At 46.6% G+C, this 16,006-nt stretch carries 16 protein-coding genes; 13 read left to right on the top strand and 3 right to left on the bottom strand.

The window, feature by feature from the left end:
• Positions 1–14: 14 nt before the first annotated feature.
• Positions 15–236, bottom strand: coding sequence for a SulP family inorganic anion transporter (locus H9J30_RS21775; RefSeq protein ID WP_427915941.1), 222 nt, complete (start codon positions 234–236; stop codon positions 15–17).
• 319 nt (positions 237–555) lie between these two features.
• Complete coding sequence (rne, locus tag H9J30_RS19660; RefSeq protein ID WP_240132541.1) at positions 556–3,846, bottom strand: ribonuclease E; 3,291 nt, start codon at positions 3,844–3,846, stop codon at positions 556–558.
• A 595-nt stretch (positions 3,847–4,441) separates the two neighbouring features.
• On the opposite strand from rne, the gene rluC reads away from it, so the two are divergent.
• Positions 4,442–5,401: a 23S rRNA pseudouridine(955/2504/2580) synthase RluC gene (gene rluC / locus H9J30_RS19655; RefSeq protein WP_240132540.1), complete on the top strand. Its 960-nt coding sequence runs from the start codon at positions 4,442–4,444 to the stop codon at positions 5,399–5,401.
• A gap of 40 nt (positions 5,402–5,441) precedes the next feature.
• A complete protein-coding gene (locus H9J30_RS19650) occupies positions 5,442–6,191 on the top strand; it encodes an HAD-IIIA family hydrolase (protein ID WP_240132539.1) in 750 nt (249 codons plus the stop codon).
• 166 nt (positions 6,192–6,357) lie between these two features.
• On the opposite strand, the gene H9J30_RS19645 is transcribed toward H9J30_RS19650, so the two are convergent.
• A complete protein-coding gene (locus H9J30_RS19645) occupies positions 6,358–6,942 on the bottom strand; it encodes a Maf family protein (RefSeq protein WP_240132583.1) in 585 nt (194 codons plus the stop codon).
• Positions 6,943–7,226: 284 nt separating this feature from the next.
• On the opposite strand from H9J30_RS19645, the gene yceD reads away from it, so the two are divergent.
• The 11 genes from yceD (at position 7,227) to H9J30_RS19590 (ending at position 15,942) form a co-directional block, all read left to right on the top strand.
• Complete coding sequence (gene yceD, locus H9J30_RS19640; RefSeq protein WP_240132538.1) at positions 7,227–7,751, top strand: 23S rRNA accumulation protein YceD; 525 nt, start codon at positions 7,227–7,229, stop codon at positions 7,749–7,751.
• A gap of 17 nt (positions 7,752–7,768) precedes the next feature.
• Positions 7,769–7,939, top strand: coding sequence for a 50S ribosomal protein L32 (gene rpmF, locus H9J30_RS19635; RefSeq protein WP_011072715.1), 171 nt, complete (start codon positions 7,769–7,771; stop codon positions 7,937–7,939).
• 15 nt (positions 7,940–7,954) lie between these two features.
• The gene (gene plsX, locus H9J30_RS19630; protein ID WP_240132537.1) at positions 7,955–8,983 is read left to right on the top strand and encodes a phosphate acyltransferase PlsX; all 1,029 of its coding nucleotides are present in this window, start codon (positions 7,955–7,957) and stop codon (positions 8,981–8,983) included.
• A gap of 9 nt (positions 8,984–8,992) precedes the next feature.
• Positions 8,993–9,952 carry a beta-ketoacyl-ACP synthase III gene (locus tag H9J30_RS19625; RefSeq protein WP_240132536.1) on the top strand — a complete coding sequence of 320 codons (960 nt, stop codon included), beginning with the start codon at positions 8,993–8,995 and terminating at the stop codon, positions 9,950–9,952.
• A gap of 104 nt (positions 9,953–10,056) precedes the next feature.
• Positions 10,057–10,983 (top strand): ACP S-malonyltransferase, encoded by a 927-nt coding sequence (fabD, locus tag H9J30_RS19620; protein ID WP_240132535.1) that lies wholly within the window; start codon positions 10,057–10,059, stop codon positions 10,981–10,983.
• Between the two features lie 9 nt (positions 10,984–10,992).
• On the top strand, positions 10,993–11,739 hold the full coding sequence (fabG, locus tag H9J30_RS19615; RefSeq protein ID WP_011072711.1) for a 3-oxoacyl-ACP reductase FabG: 747 nt from the start codon (positions 10,993–10,995) through the stop codon (positions 11,737–11,739).
• A 163-nt stretch (positions 11,740–11,902) separates the two neighbouring features.
• Positions 11,903–12,136, top strand: a complete 234-nt coding sequence (gene acpP, locus H9J30_RS19610) for an acyl carrier protein (RefSeq protein ID WP_006081231.1) — start codon at positions 11,903–11,905, stop codon at positions 12,134–12,136.
• 209 nt (positions 12,137–12,345) lie between these two features.
• Positions 12,346–13,584, top strand: a complete 1,239-nt coding sequence (gene fabF, locus H9J30_RS19605) for a beta-ketoacyl-ACP synthase II (RefSeq protein ID WP_240132534.1) — start codon at positions 12,346–12,348, stop codon at positions 13,582–13,584.
• A gap of 177 nt (positions 13,585–13,761) precedes the next feature.
• Positions 13,762–14,130, top strand: coding sequence for a hypothetical protein (locus H9J30_RS19600; protein ID WP_240132533.1), 369 nt, complete (start codon positions 13,762–13,764; stop codon positions 14,128–14,130).
• A gap of 116 nt (positions 14,131–14,246) precedes the next feature.
• Positions 14,247–14,726, top strand: coding sequence for an acyl-CoA thioesterase (locus H9J30_RS19595; RefSeq protein WP_037419717.1), 480 nt, complete (start codon positions 14,247–14,249; stop codon positions 14,724–14,726).
• Between the two features lie 340 nt (positions 14,727–15,066).
• A complete protein-coding gene (locus tag H9J30_RS19590; protein ID WP_240132532.1) occupies positions 15,067–15,942 on the top strand; it encodes an NAD(P)-dependent oxidoreductase in 876 nt (291 codons plus the stop codon).
• The last annotated feature ends 64 nt before the right edge of the window (positions 15,943–16,006 follow it).

Here is a 16,006-nt window from a genome sequence, read left to right as displayed (position 1 = left end):
TGCTCCTGTCATTTTCACCACAATTTCTGTTCAATTACTATTGCCATCGTACCGATAGATGTCATGCTTGGGCTCGCGCCAATTAAGGCTGTGACTAATCCTATATTGAAAGTAGCGTAGAGTCCTATCATAGGTTTTACATTGCTGACAAAGGCAAAGGTGACAGCTTCAGGGAGCGCTCCTTTTGCATCAGGGAAAGCCAGTGTTACCAACAATGCAAATCTGTGACACACCATTTAAATGGAGCGATGTCTTAGCAGAGCAATCCCTAAGACTGCTTGCTCGGCAGAGGAAACCGACGCTTACGGATGGAAGCTCTGACCGTTGGTTTTACGGCTTCTTTCACCCACTCTAGCCGGATATATTTGGCAAAGGTATTGAGATGATGCTCTTGGAAAAACACAGCGGTGAGCTGTCACTCTTTAGAAAATTCGGACATAAAAAAATCGGCCTCAACAATGTTGAGACCGATTATGATTCTTGCACAGGATCGTTCAATTACTTAAAACGATCGGCATTATGCAAGTGCATGCCTTTTTAGGTTGTGTAGAGGAATTATGGTCGAGCCATATCCGATTCTGCACTATTACTGTGTTTCAGCTTAGGGGCTGCTTCAGAGGCTGGAGTATTCTCGTACTCACGGCCTTTAGGCACTTCTACCTGTGCTCTGACTTCTACAGTTGGTTTGGTCATTTCAGATGACACCATAGAACCAAAACGGCTAGCGGTTTTGGGTTTGCTCACAACCGCTTGTGCTGGTTGAACCGCTGAAGCTTGAGCCATCACAGGCTTAACCTGAGGTTTGACTATCGCTGCGGGTTTTGCCATCGGTGCAGATGCGACAGATTTTACCGCTTCTTTCAGTTCAGCTTTTTCAGTCGCTTGTGTCACTTCTTCAGCTTTTGCATCAGAGGTTGTAACGTCCGTTTTCGCTACTACTGTGGTTTGCACTGTGGGTTCTATTACCACTGATGACCCTGCTACAACGTTAGATACCTTAACCGTTTGTGCAGCATTATCATTGACTAAAGTGACTACAGGTTCAGATGCGATTTCAGTTTTGGCAACATCCGTTTTTATATCCGTGAGTTGTTCAACTTCAACTGCTGGCGTAGTGTCGTCTATCGCTTTACTTTCAGAGAAAGTTACTTCTAAGGCTGTAGTGACATCGGCCGTGTGTGCAACAGTTGTTGGCTGTGTTGCTACACTTTTCAGCTCAACTTCCACTGCGACTGTTTCAGCCACAGCTTGCTCTGCAAAGTTAACCGTTTCAACTATTGCCATTGGTGCTGGGTAGTCTTGGTCTTCCCCTAACGCATCATTTGGAATGAACTGTGCTGGAGCAGCTGTGCTTTGCTCATCTTCATCACGGCGGCGACGTTGGCCAGCAGCTCTCAGATGACGAGGGCTTCTACGACTACGACGTTGTCCATCACGGGATTCGCGTTTGGTTTTGTCATCCGCGTCGGCATTTACGTCGGTGTTGTCTTCGTCAGCTAATTGAGCTTCTGACTTGGGAGCAACTTGTATGTCAGCTTGGCTTTCAACGATAGGAGCATCAGCGATGGCATCAATTGGCTTCGCTGCAGCGATCACATCAGCAGCATCTGTTGCTGGAGTGTCTGCAGTCTCATTGGCAACCGCGACCTCTTTACGTGGCTGACGACGCGAACGCGGTGCTTTAGCTTCCGGTTGAGCCTCTACAGCGGCATCTGCATTGATTGCAACGATTTCAGCTAATATTGCTTCTTCCTGAATTGACGTTTCTACAACATCATTGGTGTTGTCCATACGAACTTTGCGGCGCATATTGCGGCGTTGACGACGTTCACGGACGACTTCTTGCTTTGGCGCTTCGTCTTGAACATCTGCAATCACTTCTTTTGGTGCTTGACTACGGTTCTTAGCCTCAGGCTTAGCGCGCTTCGCACTTTCATCCTTTTCACGGATTGGGCGCTCTTGCGCTTGTGGGGCATCGGCCACTTTCTTGGCATTGCGCGCACGTGGCTCGCGTGAGCCTTCTTTGGCTTTTTCAGTGTCTTGGTTATTGCGAGTGCGGCGAGTGTCATTACGACGGTTACGACGGTTCGCATTGGTGGCCTGGCTATCAGACTTTTTAGTCTCGGTGCTTTTCTCCGTTGCAGCGTTATCGCTCGAGCTAAAGAAGGAGCCAATTGCACTGAAGAGTTTACTAAATAAACCTGGCTTTGCGGTTTCTAGTTTGGCGACTGGCGCAACATCTTGTTCCACTTTCTGTGGCGCAGTAAAGCCTTTTAGCGCAGGTGCAGGTGCCGCAGTGCGTTCCAATTTACGTGGTTCATACAATTTGGCTTCTGGCTGCTCAATACGCTTATAGCTGGATTCGTCGATTTCATCATCGGTGCGGTGACGGATCACGCGATAATCAGGGGTCATCATATGTGGATCTGGGATCACATAGACTTCCACATCGTGGCGTTGCTCAGTAATACGGATCGCTTTACGCTTCTCGTTTAGTAGGAAGGCAGCAACATCGACAGGTACAATGGCTTCGATTTGTGAGGTGTTTTCTTTGATGGCTTCCTCTTCCATCAAACGCAGAATCGACAGCGCTAAAGATTCAGTACTACGGATTGTGCCTTGGCCATGGCAACGAGGGCAGATATGGGCTGCGGACTCTTCCAATGACGGACGTAAACGCTGGCGCGACATCTCCATCAAACCAAAGCGTGAAATACGGCCTAATTGTACTCGGGCGCGGTCGTGGTGCACGGCATCGCGTAAACGATTTTCGACTTCACGTTGATGACGAACTGGTGTCATATCAATAAAGTCGATAACTACTAAACCACCTAAGTCACGAAGACGTAATTGACGGGCAATTTCATCGGCGGCTTCAAGGTTGGTATTTAATGCCGTTTCTTCAATATCACCGCCCTTAGTGGCACGGGCAGAGTTGATATCGATAGAGGTTAAGGCTTCTGTCGGGTCGATAACAATTGAACCGCCAGATGGCAAGCGCACTTCACGTTGGAACGCAGATTCAATTTGTGACTCGATTTGGTAGTGTGTAAACAATGGTACTTCAGCTTCGTAGAGCTTTACACGTTCAACAAAGTCTGGGCGCACGAGGGCAATGTGTTGTTTGGCTTCTTCGTAAATACGTGGATGGTCGATTAAAATTTCACCCACATCTCGGCGCAAGTAGTCACGAATTGCGCGAACAATCACGTTACTTTCTTGGTGAATGAGGAAAGGCGCACCTTTGGTTTGTGCGGCTTCAGTGATCGCAGCCCAGTGATGTTGCAGAACTTTTAAGTCCCACTTTAGCTCAGTCGATTCTTTACCTACACCAGCGGTACGGACGATAAGGCCCATGCCTGCAGGGACTTCTAAATCGGCCATGGCTTCTTTTAATTCAGTGCGTTCATCACCTTCGATACGGCGAGAAATGCCGCCTGCACGAGGGTTGTTCGGCATTAACACTAAATAAGAGCCAGCAAGGCTAATAAAGGTAGTTAGCGCCGCACCTTTGTTGCCGCGTTCTTCTTTGTCAATTTGAACAATAACTTCTTGTCCTTCACTGACTACTTCTTTGATGTTCGGGCGACCTTGGAAAGAATAGCCTTTAGGGAAATATTCTCTGGCGATTTCTTTTAATGGTAAAAAGCCGTGACGCTCAGCACCATAGTCAACGAAAGCGGCTTCTAAAGAGGGTTCTACGCGGGTGATCTTACCCTTGTAAATATTAGATTTTTTTTGCTCATGACCAGGACTTTCAATATCGAGGTCGTACAGTTGTTGCCCGTCAACGAGGGCAACACGCAACTCTTCTGATTGAGTTGCATTAATTAACATACGTTTCATGATGACGTCATTCTTCTTTAAATAGAGGTCATCAAACAATCGCGTTTCGTTGCATTACGGGCCTAGCTGTGGTGAACAAAGCCTCTCGGCTGGTGAGCTAGGCAAGGTGCGCATTGCTGTTAGACGCAGTCGCTGCGTGTCGCATCCTATTTATGGCTTATTTTTTAATGATTACAAAAACAAGGAATTCGTTGTAAAACATCAACCAACCCCATAAATTCTTTAATTTCGTTCCGGTAATGCCCAAGTCGAATCGGTTTGTCTGACGACAAGTTAAAATATATTTCGAAATCGGTGAGAAAAACTTTCGATAAACCTTGTTAAAGTAAGGTGAGATTCTCGATTTAATCGTAAAAAACGCATTTGTGGTATTTTTACTCAGTATACGATCTGCAAATCAATGAGTTGCTATCAAGAAAATCTTTTTTGATCTATAAAGCTTTTCACTTGGGACAGGGACTTTGTGAACACTTTATTCACGGCTTATCCCTAATCGCTGGTGAAATATAGCAATAATCAAAAAATTCAGCAATGGAAAGGCACAATTCTTGTGAGTTGTTGTACAATGACCGCCGTTATAAGTAGATGGCACATCATGAATACAGAATCTCCACAGCAACAGGTGCAGTTAATCACGATTGACGAAGACCACCTCGACCAACGAATTGATAATTTTTTAATCACCGCGCTCAAAGGTGTACCTAAGAGCATGATTTACCGTATCGTCCGTAAGGGCGAAGTACGAGTGAATAAAAAACGTATTAAGCCAGAATATAAATTACAAATCGGTGATGTGGTACGTGTGCCCCCCGTGAGAATAGCTGAACCGGATAATCGCACCGCACCATCTGCAAATTTGAGTAAAGTGTCACAGCTCGAAGATCGTATTCTGCATGAAGACAATCATCTAATTGTATTGAATAAACCTGCAGGTATCGCTGTGCATGGTGGCAGTGGTGTTGATTATGGTGTGATTGAAGCGCTGCGCTCCTTACGTCCACAACAGAAGTTTTTAGAATTAGTTCATCGCCTCGATAAAGATACCTCTGGCGTACTGTTAGTTGCTAAAAAACGCAGTGCGCTTAAACATATGCACGATCAACTGCGTTATAAAAAAATGCAGAAGGATTACTTAGCTTTAGTTAAGGGGGAGTGGTCGGCGCAGGATAAAGTGGTCAAACAATCTTTATTAAAGCTGACACTTAAATCCGGTGAGCGCATTGTGCGAGTCAATGCAGAAGGCAAACCATCAGAAACGCGTTTTAAAATTGTGCAGCGTTATCAAGGTTGTACATTGGTGCAGGCGAGTCCGGTCACGGGGCGTACCCATCAAATTCGCGTACATTGTCAATATGCGGGGCATCCTATTGCCTGTGATGATAAGTACAGCGAGCAAGCTTTCGATGACAGTATGCGTTCCCTAGGCTTGAGCAGATTGTTTTTACATGCGGCAGAATTAATGTTTATCCATCCTGAAAACGATGAAGTGATGCGGGTTTCTGCACCACTGGATGATAATCTGCAGCAATTGTTGAATAAGTTAAAGCGGGTTTAATTCCCGCTCCTCTCTATATACCCGTGGATAACCCTGAAGCATGAAGGCTGCCAACCATTCTACCCTGCATAAATATGATTTAGTGATTTTTGATTGGGATGGCACTTTGATGGATTCCATCGGCAAAATCATTATTTGCATAGAGAATATGGCTAGGGCACTGGCGCTTCCTGTCCCCTCAGAGACGGATATTCGTAATGTGATTGGCTTGTCGATGACGCAAGCACTTCAAATGTTATTTCCTTGTGGGTTACTATCTTCACCGCCACGATTATCTGCGTCTCTTGAGCTGGATATACCCGTTAGTACATCTTCCATTATATGCACCGGTACTGAAGCGTGTTACATCACGATGCGCGCCGAATTTAAGACGCAGTACTTGCACCTTGATGCAACGCCAACGCCAATCTTTGACCAAGCGCCACAATTACTTGAATCATTAACAATGGCAGGATACCAACTTGCTGTTGCTACGGGCAAGGCTAGGGCTGGGCTTAACCGAGTATGGGAACAATCAGGGTTAGGACATTACTTTATTGCCTCCCGCTGTGCCGATGAAGCCCCCAGTAAGCCCCACCCAGAAATGATCTTAAGTCTGTTGCAGGAATTACAAATTCAGCCCGAGCGTGCATTGATGGTCGGTGACTCTTTACTAGATTTAACCATGGCCACGAATGCAGGGATTGATAGTATCGGTGTGACCTATGGCGCCCATAGTGAGGCGGTATTACAACAAGCTAAGCCGATAGCACTGATTGATTCACCGCAGCAGCTCTTTCTGCATTTATAAGACACGAAAGTTACAAGACAGAAAAGTGGCGAACATAAACGTGCTTTCTGCCAATGCTTAATGCTTGCACCATAATCCCTTTCAACTGAAAATCTCGTTACGGTTGTCGTTAATCTTACATCGCTTATTTAAAAGGCCGTTATTTTTATAACGGCTTTTATAATCATTAAGCTAATACATCAATGCCTTGGCTGAGCAACATTTCTGTCAGCAGGATCAAAGGCAATCCTACAAGGGTATTAGGATCTCGTCCCTCTAAACGACTAAAGAGGGCAATGCCTAAACCTTCACTTTTGAAACTGCCAGCACAGTAAAACGGTTGCTCTTTATCCACATAAGCACAGATTTGTGATGCTGCTAGGTGTCTAAAATGCACTGTAAAAGGTTCTACTTGAGCATTTATTTCACCCGTTTGAGCATTATAAAGTGCAAGCCCTGTGTAAAAGGTAATGGTTTTGCCTGAAGCTTGGCTTAGCTGCTGAATGGCATTGTCGCGATTTAATGGTTTACCTATGATCTTGCTATCAATCACTGCGACTTGGTCGGAGCCAATAATCAGTCCATCGGGAAAATATTTTGCACCAGCCTCCGCTTTGGCCTGCGCTAACCGTAAAACTAAGGCTTGGGCTGACTCATTTGCTATTGGGGTTTCATCAATATTAGGATCGCAGTATTCAAATGGTAAGCCTAATTTATGTAGTAGTGTTTGCCGATATACAGAGGTGGAGGCGAGGATTAACTGTGGTGCCATCATTAATAATCCATTAGAAAACTTCACTTATTGTCGCCAATCTGGATGATTGAATGCAAGCCGTGGTAACAGAAGCAGTTACTTTAGGAAGGTAATTAAGGATTCTTTCGGTGAATGCGGCTATTTTAGACGGCTAGCGCTTGTGTGCCGCCCCCTGCTTGGGTAAAATTTCGCTTCCGTTAATTCAATGTTGGGGCTAGAGAATCGCTTAAGTTGCAAACTGGGACTTAAGTAAGAAATTTTTCTTTGACTCTAGCGTTTTCAAACTATAATATGCGCGCCTTATGCAAACAGTAAAGATACCGGTTTCAATTGATCCTATTCGCGCCGCCTCGAGCCGTTCTACCTATGAGGGGATAGTGCCAGGGCAGCAATTGAAAAGATTAAATGAGTTATGTGCCGGCGACTGTTCCGATGTGGCAGTGTCGATTGAATGTGGCGTAGATTTGCAGGGGATAGTCTACCTGAAAGGGAAGGCTGTGACGGAGCTCACTCTGGTTTGTCAACGTTGCATGGCGCTATTTACCACTGAGGTTACGGTCGAGTTTTGCTTCGGTCCATGCCGGACTAAGGCAGAAATCGATGAGCTCCCGGATGCGTATGACCCAATTGAGTGCAATGAGATTGGCGAAGTACGTCTGCATCAATTGATCGAAGATGAATTGATAGTCGCTATGCCTATTATTCCGATGCATGAAGAGACTGATTGCAATATCGGATCCATGGACATAGTTGTAGGCGAGATCGAACCCGCTCAAGAGGAGCGTCCAAATCCGTTTGCAGTGTTAGAAAAACTGAAGAGCAAGTAATCTAGGAGACAGGGCCAATGGCTGTACAACAGAATAAAAAATCTCGTTCAAAGCGCGGTATGCGCCGTTCACATGACGCACTGAGCACTGCTCAGCTGTCTGTAGACGCTACCAGCGGTGAAGTCCATATGCGTCACAACGTGACTGCTGATGGTTTCTATCGCGGTAAAAAGGTAATCAACAAGTAATTTGTTGGTTTCCTAATGACGAGTCTGACGCTCGCGTTAGATGCGATGGGCGGCGATCATGGCCCCCACGTCACAGTGCCTGCAGCTTTGCGGGCACTAAAATCTCATTATTCCCTTAAAATCATTTTAGTCGGTGATAAGACTGAAATAGATGTCTATCTGCACCAAGCAGAACAAGAGTTACTCTCCCGTATTCAAGTCATTCACACCGATGAAGTGGTGAGCATGTCTGACAGGCCCGTGCATGCTTTGCGCACCCGTAAAAATAGTTCGATGCGCTTATCGATTGAACTGGTGCGAGATGGACGCGCTGCTGCGTGCGTGAGTGCGGGAAATACCGGTGCGTTAATGGCGATGGCTAAGGTGTTGTTAAAAACCTTGCCCGGAGTGGACAGGCCTGCATTGGTCAGTTGTTTACCTTCAGTGACGCAAAAGCCAGTTTATTTATTGGACTTAGGTGCCAATATTTCCTGCGATTCAGAAACACTTTTCCAATTTGCCGTGATGGGCTCAGTGCTGTGTGAAGCGGTGGATAAGAAATCCCGTCCGAAAGTGGCGCTGCTAAATGTGGGCACAGAAGAAATCAAAGGCAACGATCAGGTGCAACAGGCGGCGCAAATACTCCAAAACACCGAACAGGTTAATTACACCGGCTTTATTGAAGGTGATGAAATTTATTCAGGGAATGTGGATGTGATCGTTTGTGATGGTTTTGTGGGTAACATCACGCTCAAAACCTCTGAAGGCATTGCCAAACTATTGGTACATCAGTTAAAACGGGGCCTAACCCAAGGTTTCTTCGTGCGTTTTTTGGCAAAACTCATCGCCCCTCGCATTCAGGCGGTCCTCAGCCAGATGAACCCCGACCACTATAATGGTGCAAGTCTGATAGGATTGCGCGGCATAGTTGTAAAGAGCCATGGAAATGCGGATGAAGCTGCTTATTTACAAGCAATTAGTTTGGCAGTGACTGAAGCGCAACGTCGACTCCCCGAAATGATAAAAGATCGTTTGGAGTCGATTCTTTTAGATATAAATAACTGATTCCTCCTTATGCATACAAAAATTCTCGGAACTGGTAGTTACCTACCGGTGCAGGTGCGTAGTAATCAAGATTTGGAAAAAATGGTGGAAACCAGTGACCAATGGATTGTGGAACGCACTGGTATTTCAGAACGTCGCATTGCGGCGCAAGATGAAACAGTCTCAACTATGGGTTATCTGGCGGCATTAAATGCGCTCGAGATGGCCGGCATAGAAGCATCAGAGTTAGATATGATCATTTGTGGCACCACCAGTGCGGCAAATGCATTCCCAGCAGCGGCATGCGAAATTCAAGCGATGCTTGGCGTTCATACCATTCCGGCCTTCGATATTGCGGCAGCCTGCTCAGGTTTTGTTTATGCCTTATCCGTGGCAGACCAATTCGTTAAAAATGGTACCGCGAAAAAAGTGCTTGTCATTGGTGCAGATGTATTGTCCCGCCTATGCGAACCAGAAGATCGCACCACCATTATTCTGTTTGGTGATGGAGCGGGCGCGGCGATTATCGGCGCTTCCGATGAGCCTGGGATTATCTCTACCCATATTTATGCTGATGGTCGTCAAGGTGACTTGCTGAAATGTGCTTTTCCACCGCGTCAGGGAGAAACCTCCGAAGCGGTAGGGTTTATGACCATGAAAGGCAATGATGTGTTTAAAGTGGCTGTCACGCAGTTATCCCATGTCGTGACTGAAACATTACGCCTTAATAATATCGACAAGTCGGAGATCGACTGGTTGGTGCCGCATCAAGCGAATTTCCGCATTATTAATGCCACGGCGAAGAAACTCGATATGAGCTTAGATAAAGTGGTGTTAACACTGGCTAAGCACGGTAACACCTCAGCTGCATCGGTGCCGATTGCCTTGGATGAAGCCGTTCGTGATGGCCGGATCCAACGTGGTCAGCTATTGCTGCTCGAAGCCTTCGGTGCCGGTTTTGCGTGGGGCAGTGCGCTCGTCCGTTTTTAACCGTATCTGGATACGACTAAATTCCTAACTATCGTTATCTTGGTTTGTTGTCCAAGATAACGGTTTAGTGTTCAATAAATTAAGTTCGCCATAGGTAATTTGATATGGAAAATGTAGCTTTTGTATTCCCTGGACAAGGTTCACAGGCGCTAGGCATGTTAGCCGAACTTGCTGTAGCACAACCCATTGTGGGACAAACCTTTGCTGAGGCGAGTGAGGTTTTAGGATATGACCTATGGGCGTTAGTACAAGATGGTCCAGTAGAAACCTTAAACGAAACGGATAAAACCCAACCTGCATTATTAGCGGCAAGTGTTGCCATTTGGCGCGCTTATGTCGCCTCAGGCAAGGCCATGCCTACAATGTTAGCGGGTCACAGCCTCGGTGAGTATTCTGCATTAGTCTGTGCTGGTGTCATCGGCTTTAAAGATGCAATTAAATTAGTAGAGCTGCGTGGTCAACTGATGCAACAAGCCGTGCCTGCAGGTACAGGCGCTATGTATGCGATTATTGGCCTTGACAATGACGGCATTGCCAATGCTTGCACTGAGGCCGCCCAAGGCGAAGTGGTAAGCCCAGTTAACTTCAATAGCCCTGGCCAAGTAGTTATCGCAGGTCAAAAAGACGCAGTTGAACGTGCAGCGGCTGCATGTAAAGCATCTGGCGCCAAAATGGCGGTGGCGCTGCCTGTCAGCGTGCCATCACACTGCGCATTAATGAAACCTGCCGCTGATAAATTAGCCCTTGCCTTAAACGATGTGCAGTTTAATGCGCCAAGCATCACCGTTATCAATAACGTGGATGTGGCATCGCCAACTGCGGTAGCCGACATTAAAGATGCGCTGGTGCGCCAACTCTATTGCCCAGTGCGTTGGAGCGAAACCGTTGAATTAATGGCGGAAAAAGGCATAACCCAATTAGTTGAGTGCGGCCCAGGTAAAGTGCTGACGGGTCTTACAAAACGCATTAATAAATCGCTTTCTGCCCAAGCAGTTAACGATGTTGCATCCCTTGCTGCGTTAACTGAATAAGGAGTTTTTATGAGTATCAATCTGAGTTTAGCGGGCAAAGTTGCCTTAGTGACAGGTGCGAGCCGTGGTATTGGTCGCGCGATTGCCGAAACCTTAGTCGAAGCGGGTGCGGTTGTAATAGGAACTGCCACAAGTGAGAAGGGCGCCGCAGCAATTCAAGAATATCTGGGTGACAAAGGTTTTGGTTTAGTGCTTAATGTTACCGATAGTCAATCCGTCACCGATTTATTCGACTCGATCAAAGAAAAAGCGGGAGATGTTGATATTCTAGTCAATAACGCGGGTATCACCCGTGATAACTTGCTGATGCGAATGAAAGATGATGAATGGAACGATATCATCGATACCAACCTGACATCATTGTTCAGACTATCAAAACCTGTGATGCGTACCATGATGAAAAAGCGCTTTGGCCGGATCATCAATATCGGTTCAGTGGTAGGCACTATGGGCAATGCAGGTCAAGTTAACTACTCGGCAGCAAAGGCTGGTTTGATCGGATTTACAAAATCTCTTGCAAGAGAGGTTGCATCTCGTCAAATTACAGTTAATGCTATCGCTCCTGGATTTATCCAGACCGATATGACTGATGAGCTGACCGAAGATCAGCAAAAAGCTATCATGTCTCAGGTTCCGATGGAACGATTAGGGCAAGCGCAAGAAATTGCCAATGCAGTGCTCTTTTTAGCGTCGGATTCTGCCGCTTATATCACAGGCGAGACTTTGCATGTGAATGGCGGAATGTACATGGTTTAAGGGCGGATGGCAGGGATACTGTCGCAACTGAGTAGTGATCTGTATCAATTGGTCGCTAAATTTCGTGGTTAGACCACGAAAACTAAGCTTGCATTGTCAGCCAAATCTAATAAACTACTCGCAATCTTACGCAAGTGCGTAATTTGAATAGGAAAGAAAACTAATGAGCAACATCGAAGAACGTGTAAAGAAAATCATTGTAGAGCAACTGGGCGTTAAAGAAGAAGACGTTAAACCAGCGGCATCTTTCGTTGACGATCTGGGTGCAGATTCTCTGGACACTGTTGAGTTGGTTATGGCTCTGGAAGAAGAGTTTGATACCGAGATCCCTGATGAAGAAGCTGAGAAGATCACTACTGTTCAAGCAGCGATCGATTACGTTTCTAAGAATCAGTAATTCTGAATTCTAGAGAACAGGCGGCATATATGCCGCCTGTTTTTGTTTTAGCCCCGCCTAATTCTGCAATTGTGCCATTCAATCGTCTCTGGAAGCTGTGCAGCATTTGTCCATGAGATGCTCGCCGCAGATTGGCGAAGACTTTTAAATGATAGAACCGCATTTGTCTGTCATAACTTAATCTATTTAGCATTCAAAAGGTGACTGCCGTGTCTAAACGTCGTGTAGTGGTAACCGGTTTAGGGTTAGTAACGCCCGTGGGCAATACTGTCGACACAACTTGGAAAGCCCTGCTTTCGGGTAAGAGTGGGATTGCGCCCATAACCAAATTTGATGCCAGCGAATTCACCACTCGTTTCAGTGGTTCTGTAAAAGATTTCGATGTTGAGCAGTACTTAACCAAGAAAGACGCCCGTAAGATGGACCTCTTTATTCAGTATGGTATGGCTGCAGGCATTCAAGCTATCCAAGACTCGGGTCTGGATATGAGCAAAGTAAACCCTGGCCGCGTTGGTACCGCTATCGGTGCGGGCATGGGAGGCATGTGGTTAATCGAACAAAACCACAGCGCACTATTAAGCGGTGGCCCTCGTAAAATTTCACCTTTCTTCGTGCCAAGCACCATCATCAATATGATTGCTGGCCATTTATCGATTATGTACGGTATGACAGGCCCTAACTTTGCCGTTACTACCGCCTGTACTACAGGTGTGCACAATATCGGTTTTGCGGCGCGTACTATCGCCTATGGCGATGCTGACGTGATGGTCGCTGGTGGGGCGGAAGATGTCACTTGTCCATTAGGCGTGGGTGGTTTTGGCGCGGCTAAAGCATTGTCGACCCGCAATGATGATCCAACCGCAGCGAGTCGTCCATGGGATAAAGACCGTGATGGTTTTGTCATCGGTGATGGCGCGGGCGTCATGGTGATGGAAGAATACGAGCACGCTAAGGCGCGGGGTGCGACCATTTATGGTGAACTCGTCGGCTTTGGTATGAGCGGTGATGCTTTCCATATGACATCGCCACCAAGTGATGGCGCGGGCGCTGCAGCGGCTATGGTCAATGCGCTGAATGATGCTAAGCTGCCATTTGAGAAAATTGGTTATATCAATGCCCACGGTACCTCAACACCTGCGGGTGATAAAGCGGAAGCGGCAGCGGTGAAATCTGTGTTTGGCGATCATGCCTACAACCTGCTTGTCAGCTCGACTAAGTCTATGACGGGTCACTTGTTGGGCGCTGCGGGTGCAGTAGAAGCGATTTTCACTCTGCTTGCGCTGCGCGATCAAGCGGTACCACCGACCATCAACCTTGATAATCCTGACGAAGGTTGTGATTTAGACTTCGTGGCGCACACTGCTCGCGATGTGAAGTTGGATTATGCTCTATGTAACTCCTTCGGCTTTGGTGGCACTAACGGTTCATTGCTGTTTAAAAAAGCCTAAACGACTGTTTGCCGATAAAGAAATGCGCCTTTGGGCGCATTTCTTTATGCCGAATTATGCCGGATATCACTTTCTAACCTGCTGATATCCAAATAGTTAACCTTTGTTCATCAAGCTTGTTTAATCCAGTTTGCCGCCGATAATGACAGTAATACCCCGTTTCAAAGGAAGCCTGTCATGTTAAACCCTATCGTTATTCCTCTCGTGCCGATTGTTGGGGCTGTTACCGCTAATCTGACCGAACTTATTCGTGGTGAGTCTAAGGTTTGGCATCCTAATCTGAATATTGGCATGAAGACGTTTACTTTTGCCATTGCGGCCTATGTTGTGGTCTGGTTCGCTTTGTTAGTCACCGCCATTAGTGTTGCTGGTACGAATCAAATGTCGTCTGGATTCGAAGTCATGGTGCTCTTTCTGCTTGGTCTTGGATTGTACACTTTGGGTAAAGGAACACGCTTTGTTAACAGCCAGTTACAGTTGTGGTTGTATCGCCTTGCCTTGCCGGGATTATTGCTTTCTTGTGGGCTGATAAGCTACTTTGGCTAAATCGGTTCTCTTCACAGGGACAATCGTAATTATCTTTACGCTATTGCGCATTTCTATCGTAAACTCAACTTATTGCAAAATCATTGAGCCACAGTGGCTGAATAAGTTGAGGTTATATGGCTGGTATCGATAGACAAATTACCCTGAGATTTTTGTCAGAACCCGCAGATGTGAATTTTGGTGGTAAGGTTCACGGTGGCGCTGTGATGAAATGGATTGACCTTGCGGCTTATGCCTGTGCTGCGGGCTGGAGTGGTAAATATTGTATTACAGCCTATGCGGGTGGAATTCGATTTGTTCAGCCTATCCTCGTGGGAAATATAGTCGAAGTCAGCGCTAAGGTGATTTATACCGGCAAGACCTCTATGCATATTGGTATTGATGTACGGGCAGGGGATCCTAAGGTGTCAGAGCGCCATCTCACCACTCACTGTATCGTCATCATGGTTGCCGTGGATGAAAATGGTCAACCTACACCCGTACCTGAATGGGTGCCGCAGACTGAGTATGATATTCATCTGCGTGATTCCGCACTGCGCTTAATGGAAATGCGCAAGAAAATTGGCGCTGAAATGGAAGCCCACGTACAAAAGTGATTTGGGTTAGTTATAGAAATAAAGGCGCCGGTGTGCGCCTTTGTTGTTTTTGTCGAACACTGCGTTTGTTGTTAAGGGCGTTTTTGCTCTGACGCTTTCCTAAGCGAGTGCTACACTGCCGCCAGCGTTTTATCTACACATAGGCCCTTTAAGTTGAAACACTTGCTCGCATTTTTTTAGTTTAGGTCGGGTCTTTCTCGGAGTAACATAGGCACGCATCCTGCGTGTCGTTATTCCATTGTTGCCAATTCAGTATTGTCAATTGACTGGTGTTAATGAACGCAGGGCAAATGTGCGGTGTGAAACGTTTCATCTTGTTTATCAAATAAAGGAATTCCTTATGGCAAAAGTCGCATTTATTGGTTTAGGCGTAATGGGTTACCCCATGGCAAGACACTTACTCAACAAGGGCCATGAGGTCACAGTGTATAACCGGACTTTTGCTAAGGCACAAACTTGGGTCGATACCTATGGCGGTCGCTGCTGCCCAACGCCTAAAGAGGCAGCAATAGGTCAAGATATTGTATTTACTTGTGTGGGCAATGATAACGATCTACGTGAAGTGGTGTTAGGGGATGATGGGGTGATCCATGGTATGGCGCAGGGCGCGGTGCTGGTTGACCATACCACTGCGTCTGCCGATGTGGCCCGCGAGTTACATAAAGTGCTAGGTGAGAAGGGCATAGATTTTCTCGATGCTCCCGTGTCTGGCGGACAAGCTGGGGCTGAAAATGGTGTGCTCACGGTTATGGTTGGTGGTGAGCAAGCCGTGTTCGAGCGTGTTAAGCCCGTTATCGAGGCGTTTGCGCGCTGCGCTGAGCGTTTAGGTGAAGTGGGCGCTGGGCAGCTCACTAAGATGGTCAACCAAATTTGTATTGCAGGTGTGGTTCAAGGCCTTGCCGAAGCGCTGCAATTTGCTCGGAAGGCCGGTCTTGACGGTGAAAAAGTGGTGGAAGTGATCAGTAAAGGTGCAGCGCAAAGCTGGCAGATGGAAAATCGCTACAAGACCATGTGGGGCCAAAGCTATGATTTTGGTTTTGCCGTCGATTGGATGCGTAAGGATTTAGGCATTGCCCTAGAAGAGGCTCGTCGCAATGGTTCGCACTTACCCTTAACCGCGCTTGTGGATCAGTTTTACTCAGAAGTTCAAGCCATGGGCGGCAATCGCTGGGACACCTCAAGCTTGTTAGCCCGTTTTGAGAAAAACCCTAAGTAGGCGGTTATTGCCAAACAGCTGGCCATAGTGCATTTGATGGCATAAAAAAGCCCAGTCATACACT

Origin of the sequence: Shewanella cutis, assembly GCF_022410515.1 — a bacterium.
In the GTDB taxonomy this organism is placed as follows: Bacteria; Pseudomonadota; Gammaproteobacteria; order Enterobacterales; family Shewanellaceae; genus Shewanella; species Shewanella cutis.
This window is presented reverse-complemented; position numbering and strand designations above follow the sequence as displayed.

Bases quoted from the DNA above. Each gene is read 5' to 3' on its own strand.
- rluC (WP_240132540.1), top strand. From the start codon at position 4,442: ATGAATACAGAATCTCCACAGCAACAGGTGCAGTTAATCACGATTGAC.
- H9J30_RS19600 (WP_240132533.1), top strand. From the start codon at position 13,762: ATGTTAAACCCTATCGTTATTCCTCTCGTGCCGATTGTTGGGGCTGTT.
- plsX (WP_240132537.1), top strand. From the start codon at position 7,955: ATGACGAGTCTGACGCTCGCGTTAGATGCGATGGGCGGCGATCATGGC.
- H9J30_RS19625 (WP_240132536.1), top strand. From the start codon at position 8,993: ATGCATACAAAAATTCTCGGAACTGGTAGTTACCTACCGGTGCAGGTG.
- rne (WP_240132541.1), bottom strand. From the start codon at position 3,846: ATGAAACGTATGTTAATTAATGCAACTCAATCAGAAGAGTTGCGTGTT.
- H9J30_RS19650 (WP_240132539.1), top strand. From the start codon at position 5,442: ATGAAGGCTGCCAACCATTCTACCCTGCATAAATATGATTTAGTGATT.
- fabG (WP_011072711.1), top strand. From the start codon at position 10,993: ATGAGTATCAATCTGAGTTTAGCGGGCAAAGTTGCCTTAGTGACAGGT.
- acpP (WP_006081231.1), top strand. From the start codon at position 11,903: ATGAGCAACATCGAAGAACGTGTAAAGAAAATCATTGTAGAGCAACTG.
- yceD (WP_240132538.1), top strand. From the start codon at position 7,227: ATGCAAACAGTAAAGATACCGGTTTCAATTGATCCTATTCGCGCCGCC.
- H9J30_RS19645 (WP_240132583.1), bottom strand. From the start codon at position 6,942: ATGGCACCACAGTTAATCCTCGCCTCCACCTCTGTATATCGGCAAACA.
- fabD (WP_240132535.1), top strand. From the start codon at position 10,057: ATGGAAAATGTAGCTTTTGTATTCCCTGGACAAGGTTCACAGGCGCTA.
- rpmF (WP_011072715.1), top strand. From the start codon at position 7,769: ATGGCTGTACAACAGAATAAAAAATCTCGTTCAAAGCGCGGTATGCGC.
- H9J30_RS19595 (WP_037419717.1), top strand. From the start codon at position 14,247: ATGGCTGGTATCGATAGACAAATTACCCTGAGATTTTTGTCAGAACCC.
- H9J30_RS19590 (WP_240132532.1), top strand. From the start codon at position 15,067: ATGGCAAAAGTCGCATTTATTGGTTTAGGCGTAATGGGTTACCCCATG.
- H9J30_RS21775 (WP_427915941.1), bottom strand. From the start codon at position 236: ATGGTGTGTCACAGATTTGCATTGTTGGTAACACTGGCTTTCCCTGAT.